Genomic DNA, 13,142 nt, shown 5'->3' on the forward strand with positions numbered 1-13,142 from the left:
GCTTCACAAATGTTCGACAAGCTATGGGATCTGCCCAAATACCGGGATGCAAGTGGCGGTGATGCCGATGGCTCTGGCGGCAGCAAGGGGTCCGATGGTTCCGATGGAACAAAAGGCTCGGGCGGCAAGAAAGGCTCGAAGGGATCGAAGCGCTCGGGTGGCAGCAAGGGCACCAAGGGCTCTGGTGGCGGCAAGGGGTCCAAGGGCTCGGGTGGCAGCAAGGGCACCAAGGGCTCTGGCGGCGGCAAGGGGTCCAACGGCTCTGGTGGCAGCACTCAGAACGCTTGCTCGGGCACGTCCTACCACAATGGCGGCGTCGAGGGTCACGGGTTCGCCCGCTGGTATGACGCTCACCTGGCAAAGGATTTCGACCAGACCGAGTGCGAGGATGGACACGGATCTGGCGGTGGCGGCTCCAACGGGACCGCAGGCAGCGGTGGGTCGAAAGGCAGCGGCGGGTCCAGGGGATCGGGCGGCAGCGGCGGCTCGAAAGGCAGCGGTGGCGCAGGTGGCACCGGCGGGTCCAAAGGCAGCGGCGGCACGGCAGGCTCCGGCGGCACGGCTGGCTCTGGCGGAACGGCTGGTTCTGGCGGCACGGCAGGCTCTGGCGGCACGAGTGGCACGGGCGGCGGTGGCGACACTGGCGGCGAGTGCACCACGCAGGTTGTTCTGGATCTGACCGAGGAAGGCCCGATCAAGCTGCTGAACGTCGAGGAAAACCCGGTCGACCACACCTTGTCCGGGTCGGTCGAATATCTCGACGAAAACGATGGCACACCCATCGGCCTGGGCCACTTCCAGGGCGTGACCCAGATCCTGATGCCGGACCCGACCGATCCGGACGGACCCGACGATCTGCCACGCGACATAGCCTACGACACCTCGGGCGAGACCAACGGGCCGGGCCTGCCGCCCAAGGTCAGCCTGGACGATCTGGTGTCGATCATGACGGTCTGCCCGGACGAGGAAGACGGCGGGCTGGTCGAGGACGACTGCGAGGAAGAACCGGACGTTTTCGCCTGAGATCAGGCCTTTTGCCAACGCGGCCCGACGCCATTCTTGCGCCGGGCTAACCCATTGCACAGAAGGCCGGTGCGGGCCTTTCAAAAAAGCTGAAAGATGGGGTTGACCACCCTTCGCCTTCTTTCTACAAGCCGCGCGATAGTGGGCCGTTAGCTCAGTTGGTAGAGCAACTGACTTTTAATCAGTGGGTCGCAGGTTCGAATCCTGCACGGCTCACCACTGAAATCAGTAACTTAATGGTAGTTACTAGTGGGCTTAGGCTCATTTTAGGCTCTCATCGGCGAATTCTTGTCGTTGCATCGTTTCCTCTTGATGTTCAGCAGTTTGGACAGAGGAGCATGGCAGTGCTCTGCGATGCCGGTTCGATATGTGTCCCGACAAAGGGCACCAGAGAGGACACCTTGGGTTAGTCTATCTGGTTGAAGCCATTGATATGGCTCGAAGTCTACGTTTCTGCCGACTACTGTCCGGTTCGAGAAGGCATTTTCGACGATTTCGCGTTTTTCGGCCGCCGTGCCATGGATATGAAGCCAGGCAAGGCTTTTTGCTAGTTCGAGGAACGCCATGCGGTCGGCCTTGATCGCGGCGGGATCGGGCAGCCCGGCCAGATCCTCTTCGAGGGCCGCGATCGACAGGGTCAGGTCACGCTTTTTCCGGGCAAAGGTGTCCGGGTCGATCGTGCCGTCGATGGCGAGATTCGTGAGGCGATCGAGTCGGCCGGTTTCGGCAGCCAGGTTGAGCCGCAAAGCGTCACGGCGACGGGCCTGGTCTTCGACACAGGTGTCGTGGACCCAGGCTTGCTCTAATGCCCCAGCCTGTTCCTCGGTGATCTCAAGGCTGGAGAGGGTGGATTGGATCGCCGCCTCGAGTCCGTCCTCGCGGATCGTCTTTGTTGCACAGGACGATGTGTGGCATCGGTAGTAGACGCGGCCCTTCTGTCGCTCCGGGATCATCGGCCCGGCGCAGAGACCGCAGCGGAACAGCCCGCGATAGAGGTGGTCGTGGCGGGTGCTGACCTTGCCATAGCGACCGGACTTGATGTTTTGCACCTGCGTGAAGAGCGCGGCCGGGATGATCGGTTCGTGACGCCCCTCTTAGGTCTTGCCGGTGCGCCGGATGTGGATCAGGCCGGTGTAGAAAGGGTTGTTGAGGATGGTTTCGATACCGGTGAGGCTGAGCGGGCGGCCGCCGTGATTGCGCAAGCCCCGGCGGTTCATCTCTTTCCGCAAGGAGCGGAGCGAGTACTGACGGGAGGCATAGAGGTCGAACATCTCGCGTATGAGCGGCGCCTTGACCGGGTCGGGGACCTTTGGCTGCCCCTTGCCGCGGTCGAGATAGCCGATCGGCGCACGGAACGGATAGATGCCCTGCTTTAGCCGGCCGTTGAGCCCCTTGATGGTCTCTTCGCGCAGGTTGCGGATGTAGTCGGCGGCGATCACGGCCTGGATATCGGCGGTCAGCCGGCCACCACGCGAGTTGAAGTCGAGGCTTTCGGTAGCGATGAAGACATCGATGCCGATGTCGGGCAGCTCGCTGAACATCGCCCAGTCGCGCAGGTTGCGGGCGGAGCGGTCGATCTTGTGGATGATGACGCCGCCCGCCTGGCCGCGCCTCAGCTGGTTCAGCATCTGGTTGAAGACCGGACGACCGCCCTTGGCCGCGGTCTGCTTCTCTTCGAACCACTTGACGACGGTCAGGGACTGGCGCTGTGCAAAGCTCTCGATGGCGTCTTTCTGCGCGTCAAGCGACACCCCTTCACCCTGCTTCTGGGTGCTGACGCGGATGTAGCCAAAACAGTGTTTCATAAGTCATGGGGATTACCCCCTGACTCTACCAGATCCTCGGAATTTGACGAATCCGGTTCGGACTTCCAGGGCCAGGTGCCGTCGGCCAGCATGCGCAGGTACACCCGCTTGCAGAGCGCCAGGTGCCGTTCGAGATGAGGGTCCATGTGCGGTTCAGGTTTGGTCATGGCACCAGCATACCGGAGTGAGTGAGCGCGTGTAGGCCGGGTCCGGATGGTGTCGCGCGAACCACCCGCGGCAACGTCGTCATCGAGAATGCGCGGCAGGGCGCGCCATCGATCATCATGCGCACGAAGGCGCGGTGGTTCGGCATGTTGATCAGGTCGCGCGGGTCGACGCCGCCGAGCTGGGCGGAGAGCACCGGTGCGTCCCCGGCGCCGATGCGGAAGGTGATGAGCGTGCCGACATTGCCCATGACGGAATTGAAGACCGCCGGGGATCCCTGGGTGGTGTGCTGTTGGGCCAGGATGACGCCGAGCCGGTACTTGCGGGTCTTGGAGAGAAGGTCGGCCACGCTTTCGGAAGTAAAGCTGTGGAACTCGTCGAAATAGAGGAAGAACGGACGGCGGTTGGTCTTGACCTGGTCCTGTCGCGTGAAGGCGGCGTGGATCAGGCTGGAGACCAGAAGCCCGCCCATGACATCCGAGATGTCACTGCCGAGACGCCCCTTGGCGAGGTTGATGATCAGGATGCGGCCGTCATCCATCAATTTGCGCAACCGCAGGGGCTCGGCCGGGTCGCAGATCGCCTTCCGGACCACCGGGTGCGAGAGGAACGCGCCCAGCTTGTTGGCGATCGGCGCGATCCCGTCGCCGGCGGTCTTGTAGTTCATGGCCGGGTACTCCTTCTGCCAGAATTGCAGAAGCTGTGGATCGGTGACGCGGCCGAGGGCTTCCGTCCGGAAATCCCGTTCGAGGAAGAGCCGCATGATGTCGGACAGATCCGCGCGGGGCTGGTCCAGCAGGACCAGGAGGGCCTGGCGCAGCAGGTGTTCCATGCGCACGCCCCAGGCGTCGGCCCATTGCTTCTTGAGCGTGTCGATCAGTCCCGAGGCAACCAGGGGCCGCAAGGCCGGCGATGTCCGGGTCACGGGGTTGTAGCCAAGCGGGCTCTCGGGATCGGCGACATTCCAGTAGAGGGTCCGTTCGCCGATCTCCTGTGCCAGGCCTTGCGCCAGGTCGCCATGCGGATCGATGAGGCAGAACCCCGTGCCCTGATCCGCATCCTGGATGGCCATGTTGGCCAGCAGGGTCGACTTCCCGGTGCCGGTCTGCCCGACGACATAGCAATGCAGTAGCCGGTCTGCCGCGCCCAGCCCAAAGGCAAAATCCCCGGTGTGGCGATGGGCCAGGCCGAGAACAGTTGTTGGACTGCGCGGGTGCAACACGCCACCAGTATCGGCCAGTCACGCCCGACGGGCTAGTCCGGGTCAGACGCCCAGGCGGCATTCGCAAAATTCGCGAATGACCGGGTCTATGACACTCGGGGTCAGACGTGCAGACTGGAAGGTGGCCGGGGCTGTCTTCTGCCGAGGGGTGCGTCCGAATGGGTTCGGGCGGCCACCCTGCGGAAGGAGACAGCAATGCAAGACAATGTCGATGTTTCGGAGCTTGTCGGGGCCTACCCGACCTGTGACGGCTGCGGCAGGCGGAGTGTCCGTCGCGATGCCTCGGCGGGTTGGCACATGGCGACGCATGACTGGCAATTGGTGGATCTCTTCAATGAGGCCTATTGCCCGGATTGCGAGACCGCCTGCGCCCTGGACTGGCGGATCGACAAGGCGTTCCGGACCCAGCGCATCCGGCGCCTGAACGATCTTGTCCGTCACGGCGATCTCGACCACGCGACGGTGGTCGTCACCCAGGGCGTTCGGGCCTGTCCGACGACACGACCCATCTGCTGCTGCCCTACATCCTCGCGGCGCAGGCGCAGAAGCATGTCACCCACAACGAGGCGCTGCGAATCCTCGACGGGCTCGTCCAGCTCTCGGCTCTCGACCGGGATCTGACAGTGCCGCCCGGTTCTCCCGCTGATGGCGACCGCTACATCGTCGCCTCGGGCGCGACGGGTGACTGGATGGGATGGGATCTGAACGTCGCGCTCTGGACCGATGGCGCGTGGCTCCGCCTGCCGCCACGGACCGGCTGGCGGGCGTGGGTCGAGGATGAGGGGCTGCTGGTGGTCTACGACGGGGCCGGCTGGGTCGGGACCACGCCGGCGGAGCTGCAGAATCTCGCGCTGCTGGGGCTGGGCACGACGGCGGACACCTCGAACCCGTTCTCGGCCAAGCTCAACGCCGCGCTGTGGACGGCAAAAACCGTCGCCGAGGGCGGCACCGGCAATCTGTTCTACACCATGAACAAGGAAGCCGCGGGCGACGATCTCGGGCTGACGCTACAGACCGGCTTCGTCATCAAGGCGCTTCTGGGGCTGTTCGGTTCAGACAGGTTCCGCCTCGCGGTCTCCGCTGACGGCAGCACCTTTTTCGACGGGCTGATCGTCGACAACGCCACGGGCATCGCCGATCTTCCCCGGCTGCCCCGCTTCAAGGCCTACACCGATTACGACAACTACGTCGGCGTCGGGACCTGGACGACCATCGGAATCAACAACACCGACTACAATGATCAGGGGGCGTTCGATGCTGCGAACAATCGGTTCGTGGCACCTGCGGACGGGACCTACCTCTTCGGCACAACGCTGCTGTTCAAGGTCAATACCAGCACATCCGCGCGTATGAGCGGGCGGCTCCTTCTCAATGGTACGACGGAGATCCGCGGCTCACGCGGCGAAGTTACCAGTTCGCATGTCTCCGAGGCGACCGCGCTCTGGTTGCAGACGATGGTGGTGCTGACGGCCGGCGACACGGTCGAGCTGCAGGGCAGCTTCCGGGCGCAGGACGGGTATTTCGCCGCTGATCAGACGTCCTTCTGGGGTTGCAAGGTCGGGTGAGCCGATCCCAGCGGGCAGCGACGCGCATTGAAACCGGGTCCCCCAATATCGGCAATCGACATTAGTCTACGCTGACGTGATCCCAGTTTCATGATGAAAGACAAGGTTGAAGCCTTCGTCCCGCGTTGGTGCTGTCAGGTAGGATGAAAACTCATGGAACTGCGCCTCCGACACTGCGAAGGGGTGATCGCCTGCTGCGTTCCGCGCGCGTAGCCGGGCTAGGCAGACCTCGTCTGACGCATCAAGGACATGAAGCTCGTGCGCAGTTTCGGTGCGCGTGAGGATATCCCGCATCCATGCACGCTGCGCAACGGTGTTCGCCGGGAAATCGAGGACGACCGAAACGCCCGCATTCAGCACGGCGGCCACATGGGGGCCCATGACATGCCGGAGCTTTTTCGAACACCTTGCATAATCCTGAAGCGACTTCAGTTCATCTGCAAAGAGCGCGTCGAGCCAGACGTCCTCGGCCATGAGAACCGTTCCGGGTGCGGCGCTGAGCCGGGTGGCCAAGGTCGATTTTCCCGAGGCAATCTTTCCGAACAGCATGTGCAGCGTTGAAGAGGTGGTCGACATTTTTGTTGGCTCCTTTGTGGCGGTTCACTGGCCTTGTGGCTCAGGCATCGCGCCTGAAGACGCCACCCAGCGCGGATCCTTGGCGACGAGTTCGACGGTGTTACCGTCCGGGTCGAAGGTGAAGACCCCGCGCCACCCCACCCAATCGAACGTCTCGACGCTGTGGTCCCGGCCGAGTTTTTCGTACCACGCGATAACCGCGTCCTGCTCGTCCCACGGCAGGCTCAGTGCAATGTGATGTAGCGAGGATCCGGGACCGGTCCTTGGGGGCAACTTCCCTCCCCGGGTTCGGCCAGCGTCTTCTATGTCGTGGCGAAACAGGGCCAACACGGCAGTATGGCCGTCAAAGCCTTCGGAAATCCTTAAGAAGACGATGCGGCCGTTGTCCGGATCGTTGAATGGTTCAAGGCCGATGACATCACGGTAGAACGCGACCATGCCTTCCAGATCGATACACCGTATGGCAATTTCGCCAAGGGCGCGGACAATGAATCCCCTTTGGGACATGGTCTTTCTCCCGTGTGGTCGGGACATGTCGAACCGGTCTTTGGCGGAAAGCGTGCCTGGCCGCACTTGCCCCGAAGGCTTCGGTTGGAACGGGTTTCATATCAGGCCGGGCTCCGTTGGAACAGCAGCCGAAGGCAGAATGCCGTCTCCGCCAGGATCGTCAGGCCGTAGGCCGGCGTGAATGCCGCTGACCAGTCGGGTGCGAACAGGCGCAGGCCGCTGCCGACCAGATAGACCAGCCCGGCGACCGACAGCCCCACTCCGAACGCTGGCGCAAAGAGGCCCGAGCGCCAGACAAGTGCGCCCATCATCAAGCTGTTCACCCCGAAGAACACGAGGCCGAGGTCGTAGCCATGCGCGTGCAGGTCGAGAAACGCCAGGGCAAGGGTGGCGGCCCCGGTCGGTGGGTCGGCGCGGGTCAGCACCAGCCAGGCCATCAGCAAGGCCATGAGGCTGGTGGCGATCAGGACGGTCTGGATCAGCCGGAAGACCATGGCAGACAGCGCAAGGCCCGGCGCCACCGCCCGAAAGACCAGGTAGAGCAGGATCGCCACCCCCGCGTCGCACAGCGCCATTACCAGGTCGGCGGCGATGGCAAGGCGGAACCGGCCGGGCGCGGCGAGGATGGCCCTCGCGGTGCCCGCCGCATCGTCAAGGTCGATCAGCGGCCCGCGCAGGCCGATCTCGGCGCCAAGACCGGCGAGGATGATGACCAGGTAAAGCAACCCGGCGAGCCGCGTCCGGCGCGCAAGCTCGGGGGATGATGTGAGAGTCGGCATGTCGAGATTCCTTTCCAGGAGGGAGGTCATGCAAGTCCGGACTGCGTGCGAGGCGAACGCAGCGACGGGATGCTCGCCGATGGCCGGTTCGCCCGCTGTCCCGCCCAGACGGAACCGAGGACGATGGCGGCGCCCAGCCCCTGCAGGGGCGTCAGGGACTGGCCCAGCCAGACCCAGCCCAGCAGAACGGCGGTCACCGGGCTCATCATGCCGAGCATCGAGACGGCGCCGGGTTCGATCCGGGCGATGCCCCGGAACCAGAGCGCATAGGTCGCCGCCGCCCCGATGAGGCCGAGCCAGGCCAGCCCGGCGAGATTTGTCGCCGTGAGGGGCGGCAGCGCCGGTTCCATGATCAGCGCCAGCGGCAGCAGGATCAGCCCGCCGGCGGTCAGCTGCCACGCAGTGAAGCTGAGGGCCGAGACCGGCGGCTGCCATTTCCGACTGAGAACGGTTCCTGCCGCCATCGACGCCGCACCGCCCAGTCCGGCCGCGATGCCGACTGGATCGAGGGCCGCCTCCGGTCCGATGAGCAGCAGCGCCACGCCCAGAACGCCGCTGGCAGCTGCCGCGACCGCGCCCGCCCGGATCGGCGTGCCAAGCCAGCCGTGCGCCATCAGGATCACCATGATCGCCTGCAACGCGCCCAGTGTCGCCGCGACCCCGCCGGGCAGCCGGTAGGCGGCCACGAACAGGAGCGACCAGAACAGCGCAAAGTTGAAGCTGCCCAGCAGGAATGTGCGCCCGAGCCAGGCGCGGGGCGGCAGGCAGCGCGTGACAGCCAGCAGCAGGAGCCCAGCGGGCAGCGCCCGAAGCGCGGCGAGGGTCACGGGGTAGCCGGCGGGCAAGGCCTCTGTCGTGACGAGATAGGTGCTACCCCAGATCGCCGGGGCGAGCGCCGTGAGAAGGATATCGGTGGTGCGGGACATAGATCATGTCTCCTTGAAGAGGCTCACCAGAGCCCTTGGGAGGGAAGGCGTGGACGCTCGGGCCAGGGATCAAGGCCGATGTCGCGCATCAGGTGGGGCGGCAGGTGGCGCGGCACACCGCGCGGGATCGGACGGCGATCCGGGTCCTTGAGACGAAAGAACGGGAGGGACATGGCGGGTTCCTTTCAGGCGACGAGGCGCAGGGCGGCGCGCAGTTGCGCGGCCAAGTCTTCACGCGGCCCGTTGACGAGGCGGGTGCCCGTCTCGCGGACGATGAGGGTCGGGACGGAACGGACCTGGAGCGCACGGGCGCGCTGGCGGTCGGCCTCAACGGCGCGAGCCGTGGACGGGTCCTCGAAGGCCTCAGCAAGGGCCGCGGCCTCGAAGCCGAGGTCCCGCCCGGTGCGAAGCACGACCTCGGGATCGGCGATGTTCCCGGCCTCGGTCAGATGCGCGCGCTGGAGGCGGTCGAACATGTCCCAGTGGGCGGATTGCCCGCCGATCCGTTCCGCCGCCTTGCAGCCGACCGCCGCGGTCATCCCGTGCGGGTAATCGAACGGCGCCGTCCGCATCGCGTCGATATCAACCAGCTCCGGCCGGTCGCTGACCGCGCGGCAGACGGCCCAGTGCCCCAGGATCGTTTCGCGCGCGCTCTCGGGCGTACCCCAGCGCGCGGCCATTTCGGCGCTGCTGGCCTGAAGGACAAAGGTGCGGTGCCGGATGTCGAGATCGAACTCGGCCGCCAGCGCCCGCATCCGCGACGAGATGTTGAAGCACCAGCAGCAGACCACGTCGTGGAAGAAGTCGATGGTCAGAGCGGGCATCATGCGGCCTCCTCTGCGAGGTTGGCATCGGCCAGCCGCTTGGCGATGCGCGCCACATGCGCACCCTGGAACCGCGCACCCGCCAAGTCGGTCTCGGTGGGCGTGCGTGACCCGTCGGCCCCGGCGATCGTGCCCGCGCCATAGGGGGCGCCGCCGACGATAGCCTCGGCCGTCGTCTGACCGCCAAAGGTGTAGGGCATCCCCGCGATCAGCATCCCGAAATGCTGCAGCGGGATCTGGGTGGAGAGCAATGTCGCCTCGTGCCCGCCATGCTGCGAGCCTGTGGAGGCGAAGACGGCCGCGACCTTGCCCACCAGCGCATTCCGCGCCCAGAGGCCTCCAGCCTGATCGAGGAAGGACTTCATCTGGCCAGCCATCATGCCGAACAGCGTCGGCGTGCCGAAGATGATGGCATCATAAGCTTCCAGATCGGCAGGCGCAGCGACGGGCGTGTCATCCGCCGCGAATCCGGCCTTCTGCTGGATATCTTCGGGGACCGTTTCGGGCACACGGCGGACATCAACACGGGTGCCGCGAACGCTGCGCGCGCCTTCCGCCTCCGCCTGCGCGAGGGCACGAACATGGCCGTAGCTGGAATAGTAGAGAACAAGAACGCGGGTCATGGGATCCTCTCAAAGCTTGGGGTTTCGTTGGCTGAGAGGATGGGGGATCGGGCGTTCCGGAATAACCGGCCCTCTGTCACTTCATTCTTTACGCCTGTTGAAGAATGTCAGGGCCGCAACGCGATGCGAAGATGGTCGAGAAACGCTGTCACCTTGGCGTCCATGCCCAGCCGCGAGGATGTGACGGCAAAGATCTCCGGTGCGGGAAGCTCCCAGTCTGGCAGGACGCGCACCAGTTCGCCGCGCGCCTCGGGCGCGTTCGAGACGAAGTCCGGCAAGGTACCGATGCCCTGACCCGCGATCAGCAGGTCACGCAGGACAAGACTGTTGCCCACTCGGACTGGTGGATCAAGGTCGATGGCGATTGTACCAGAAGGACCCTGCAGGGCCCACGAGGTCAGATGGTCCGCGAGCAGGAAGCCGATGACCCGGTGCTTCGTAATGTCCTGAGGCGCCTGTGGAACGCCGGCCCTTTCAAGATAGGCGGGCGCGGCGAAGATCTGTTGCCGCATCGTTCCGATCTTGCGCGCCACCAGCGCCGAGTCCGGCATTGCGGCCCGGATGCGGATGGAAACGTCGAAACCGCCCTCGACCATGTCCACGACACGGTCGTCCATCGACAGCGTGACCCTTAGGTCGGGATAGCTGCCGAGAAACCCCGGCAAGATCGGGGCGATCACCGTCTGCCCGAAGGAGCTTGAGGCGTTAACCTTCAGATGACCCTGGACGGCGCCAGCGCCGTCGCGGATCGACGTCTCGACCTGTGTCACGGCATCGAGGATGCCGGACGCCTCGTCGTAGTAGAACCGCCCGGCATCAGTCAGCGACATGGCGCGCGTCGTGCGTGTAAGCAGGGTCGTCCCGAGGCTTTCCTCGAGCAGCTTGATCTCGCGGCTCAGAAGCGCAGGCGACACGCCCAGGTCCTCCGCTGCGCGAGCGAAGCTGCCGCGTTCAACGATGCGGCGGAAGGCCTGCATGACGGAAAGCTTGTCCATTACTCTCTGTCGCTCCTGGCGGGGACGCTCCCTGCGTGTCACATGCGCATTGACCCTAGCACAGGGACGGCAAGGCGCACACGGATTGCGCTCGCGCCAGTTGGCGGACGCCTCGTGGCAATGAAAGCCGATGGTGTCCGCGTTGTCGAAGCATCGAAGGCCACGCCATGGATTTGCGCTGAAGCGCGGGCCCTCCGATCTCGGCGAAGGGCCTTCCACTGCCATGCCTATGCAGCCTGCCGGACCGAAAGCCAGTTCAGCATTGCCCTGGTGGTCTCTTCCGGCTTCTCCTGCTGGATCCAGTGACCGCAGTCGAGGCTGAGCATTTCCACGTGCGGGATGAAATCAGAGATCGTCTCGGACGGCGGGATCAAGTCCTGTGTCCCGTGGATCATGAGGGCGGGCTGGTGGACGATGGGGTCGACATCCGCAAGGATACGCCAGTTTCGATCCATGTTCCGATACCAGTTGATGCTTGCTGTGAAACCGGACGCCTCGAAGGATGCGATGAAGACCGCAAGATCCTCGTCGCTCATCACCGGATCGCCCGCGGGCGCCGTGGTGGTTGCGAGGTTGATCATCATCATGCCGGGCTCGGGCGGTGCAGCGGGCACGTTCTTGCGGAACAGGTTGCGCAGAAAGCGGCCGGTGTTCGCATCCAGGACAGCGTCCGCGATACCCGGTTGGCGGTTGAAGTGGACAAAATAGTTGTCCGGCCCGAACACGCTTTCCATGAACTCGATCCAGGGAACCGGGGTGCGCGGCTGATAGGGCAGTGCCAGATTGATGATACGCGTGACGCGGCCCGGATGCAGGAGGGCCATGCTCCAGACGACGTTCGCGCCCCAGTCATGGCCTGCAAAGGTCGCCTCTTCGTACCCGAAATGATCAAGCAGCGCGGCAAGATCGCCAGTCAGGTGCGCGATGTCGTACTCTGCTACCGCTGCTGGGCGCGACGAATTCCCGTAGCCTCGCTGGTTCGGAACGATGACATGGTAGCCGGCCGCCGCCAAGGCCGGCGCCTGATGCCGCCACGAATAGGCGTGCTCGGGCCATCCGTGGCACAGAACGATCGGGTTCCCCTTGTTCTCCCGACCGGCCTCGAAGACTTCGAGTTCGACATCGCCGACCGAAACCAGCGTTGGCGCTGGGAAATGAGCGTTGCGATTCATGGCAGTCTCTCCTTTGTTGATTGCCTCGGCGCCCACCTATGTCAAAATGGTTCCAAAATCTGACACCTTTGTGTGGTGGTGAGCCGCCATGAAGAGCCGTATTCGACAAGACGCAATCGTGCGGACCCTTCGCCGGGCTGGCACGACGACCATCGATACCTTGGTCCGAGAAGTCGGCGCGTCGCGCAGCACGATCCTGCGGGACCTCTCGGCCCTGCGCGACGAGGGCTACGTGATCCACGCCGAACAGGGCCGTGGCGGCGGGGTATACCTCGACCCCGGATCGGTGCAGACCGCGGCCCGGCTGTCCGTCGCCGAAGTGTTCGCGCTGATCATCAGCGTGTCGAGCATGCGCGCCGCGCGAACGCTTCCGTTCTCAAGCCTCGCCGATGCCGGGCTTGCGAAGATCGAGAAGGCATTGCCACCGGACAAGCTTCGCGATCTGCGCCGTATGCTCGACTGTCTCTATGTCGGGCCGCTGGCGCCTCAAGTCGATACGTCGACCCTAGGAGAGATGGACCCCGATCTGTTGCCAGCATTCGAGCGGTGCTTCCTCGACCGACTGTGTCTGAAGTTCCGCTATTGCGACGCGAAAGGGGCCAAGTCCACGCGGCAGGTTGAGCCACAGGCCATGCTGATCTTGCCGCCGTTGTGGTACCTGGTCGCCTGGGATCCGATGAGGGAGGACTTCCGGCATTTCCGCATGGATCGGATCAGCCGACCCGAAGTCGTCGAGGGGACCGCATTCAGACCGAAGCATGTCCAGTTCGATGATGGCGTGCAACCCGTTCGATACGCGTAGCGGCAGTCATGTGGCGGTGCTTGCGGCAGAGGTCACACGACGACCACGCTAAGGCACTTGTCTGACGGCCCGAGCGCGAACGTCATCACGGGCTTCAGGTCCGTGAAACCCTCGCAGGCCATCGCCGCTTGCGCGTGCGCTGGTCGCTCGGCCCAATG

Annotated in this window: 15 protein-coding genes and 1 tRNA gene; 4 read left to right on the plus strand and 12 right to left on the minus strand. The window is 64.5% G+C overall.

Annotated elements, in window-relative coordinates; translation table 11 throughout:
• Positions 1-9: 9 nt before the first annotated feature.
• Together KB874_RS17905 and KB874_RS17910 are read left to right on the plus strand one after the other, a co-directional pair.
• Entirely contained in the window at positions 10-1,023 is a 1,014-nt protein-coding gene (locus KB874_RS17905) for a hypothetical protein (RefSeq protein WP_212537930.1), read from the plus strand.
• A 143-nt stretch (positions 1,024-1,166) separates the two neighbouring features.
• Positions 1,167-1,242, plus strand: a tRNA-Lys gene (locus KB874_RS17910).
• A 47-nt stretch (positions 1,243-1,289) separates the two neighbouring features.
• Here KB874_RS17910 and KB874_RS17915 read toward each other — a convergent pair.
• From KB874_RS17915 to KB874_RS17925, 3 genes are all read right to left on the minus strand, one after another.
• Positions 1,290-2,072: a recombinase zinc ribbon domain-containing protein gene (locus KB874_RS17915; protein ID WP_212537931.1), complete on the minus strand. Its 783-nt coding sequence runs from the start codon at positions 2,070-2,072 to the stop codon at positions 1,290-1,292.
• A gap of 45 nt (positions 2,073-2,117) precedes the next feature.
• On the minus strand, positions 2,118-2,828 hold the full coding sequence (locus KB874_RS17920; protein WP_212537932.1) for a recombinase family protein: 711 nt from the start codon (positions 2,826-2,828) through the stop codon (positions 2,118-2,120).
• A gap of 163 nt (positions 2,829-2,991) precedes the next feature.
• Positions 2,992-4,215, minus strand: a complete 1,224-nt coding sequence (locus KB874_RS17925) for a type IV secretory system conjugative DNA transfer family protein (protein ID WP_212537933.1) — start codon at positions 4,213-4,215, stop codon at positions 2,992-2,994.
• A 488-nt stretch (positions 4,216-4,703) separates the two neighbouring features.
• Here KB874_RS17925 and KB874_RS17930 point away from each other — a divergent pair, with 488 nt between their 5' ends.
• Positions 4,704-5,780: a DUF2793 domain-containing protein gene (locus KB874_RS17930; protein WP_212537966.1), complete on the plus strand. Its 1,077-nt coding sequence runs from the start codon at positions 4,704-4,706 to the stop codon at positions 5,778-5,780.
• A gap of 66 nt (positions 5,781-5,846) precedes the next feature.
• On the opposite strand, the gene KB874_RS17935 is transcribed toward KB874_RS17930, so the two are convergent.
• From KB874_RS17935 to KB874_RS17975, 9 genes are all read right to left on the minus strand, one after another.
• The gene (locus KB874_RS17935; RefSeq protein WP_212537934.1) at positions 5,847-6,356 is read right to left on the minus strand and encodes a P-loop nucleotide/nucleoside kinase family protein; all 510 of its coding nucleotides are present in this window, start codon (positions 6,354-6,356) and stop codon (positions 5,847-5,849) included.
• A gap of 24 nt (positions 6,357-6,380) precedes the next feature.
• Positions 6,381-6,863, minus strand: coding sequence for a VOC family protein (locus KB874_RS17940; protein ID WP_212537935.1), 483 nt, complete (start codon positions 6,861-6,863; stop codon positions 6,381-6,383).
• A 101-nt stretch (positions 6,864-6,964) separates the two neighbouring features.
• Positions 6,965-7,642 carry a DUF4386 domain-containing protein gene (locus KB874_RS17945; protein ID WP_212537936.1) on the minus strand — a complete coding sequence of 226 codons (678 nt, stop codon included), beginning with the start codon at positions 7,640-7,642 and terminating at the stop codon, positions 6,965-6,967.
• Between the two features lie 26 nt (positions 7,643-7,668).
• A complete protein-coding gene (locus KB874_RS17950; RefSeq protein WP_212537937.1) occupies positions 7,669-8,568 on the minus strand; it encodes an EamA family transporter in 900 nt (299 codons plus the stop codon).
• Positions 8,569-8,591: 23 nt separating this feature from the next.
• The gene (locus tag KB874_RS17955; RefSeq protein WP_212537938.1) at positions 8,592-8,741 is read right to left on the minus strand and encodes a hypothetical protein; all 150 of its coding nucleotides are present in this window, start codon (positions 8,739-8,741) and stop codon (positions 8,592-8,594) included.
• Positions 8,742-8,753: 12 nt separating this feature from the next.
• Positions 8,754-9,392, minus strand: a complete 639-nt coding sequence (locus KB874_RS17960; protein ID WP_212537939.1) for a DsbA family oxidoreductase — start codon at positions 9,390-9,392, stop codon at positions 8,754-8,756.
• A complete protein-coding gene (gene wrbA / locus KB874_RS17965; RefSeq protein ID WP_212537940.1) occupies positions 9,392-10,015 on the minus strand; it encodes an NAD(P)H:quinone oxidoreductase in 624 nt (207 codons plus the stop codon). The genes KB874_RS17960 and wrbA overlap by 1 nt, the downstream gene beginning before the upstream one ends.
• 107 nt (positions 10,016-10,122) lie before the next feature.
• Positions 10,123-11,010: a LysR family transcriptional regulator gene (locus tag KB874_RS17970; RefSeq protein WP_212537941.1), complete on the minus strand. Its 888-nt coding sequence runs from the start codon at positions 11,008-11,010 to the stop codon at positions 10,123-10,125.
• Between the two features lie 227 nt (positions 11,011-11,237).
• The gene (locus KB874_RS17975; protein ID WP_212537942.1) at positions 11,238-12,182 is read right to left on the minus strand and encodes an alpha/beta fold hydrolase; all 945 of its coding nucleotides are present in this window, start codon (positions 12,180-12,182) and stop codon (positions 11,238-11,240) included.
• An 88-nt stretch (positions 12,183-12,270) separates the two neighbouring features.
• Between KB874_RS17975 and KB874_RS17980 the strand changes: the two genes are divergently transcribed.
• Complete coding sequence (locus KB874_RS17980; protein ID WP_212537943.1) at positions 12,271-12,984, plus strand: helix-turn-helix transcriptional regulator; 714 nt, start codon at positions 12,271-12,273, stop codon at positions 12,982-12,984.
• Positions 12,985-13,142: the final 158 nt, after the last annotated feature.

Source organism: Thetidibacter halocola, assembly GCF_018224955.1.
GTDB lineage: Bacteria > Pseudomonadota > Alphaproteobacteria > Rhodobacterales > Rhodobacteraceae > Thetidibacter > Thetidibacter halocola.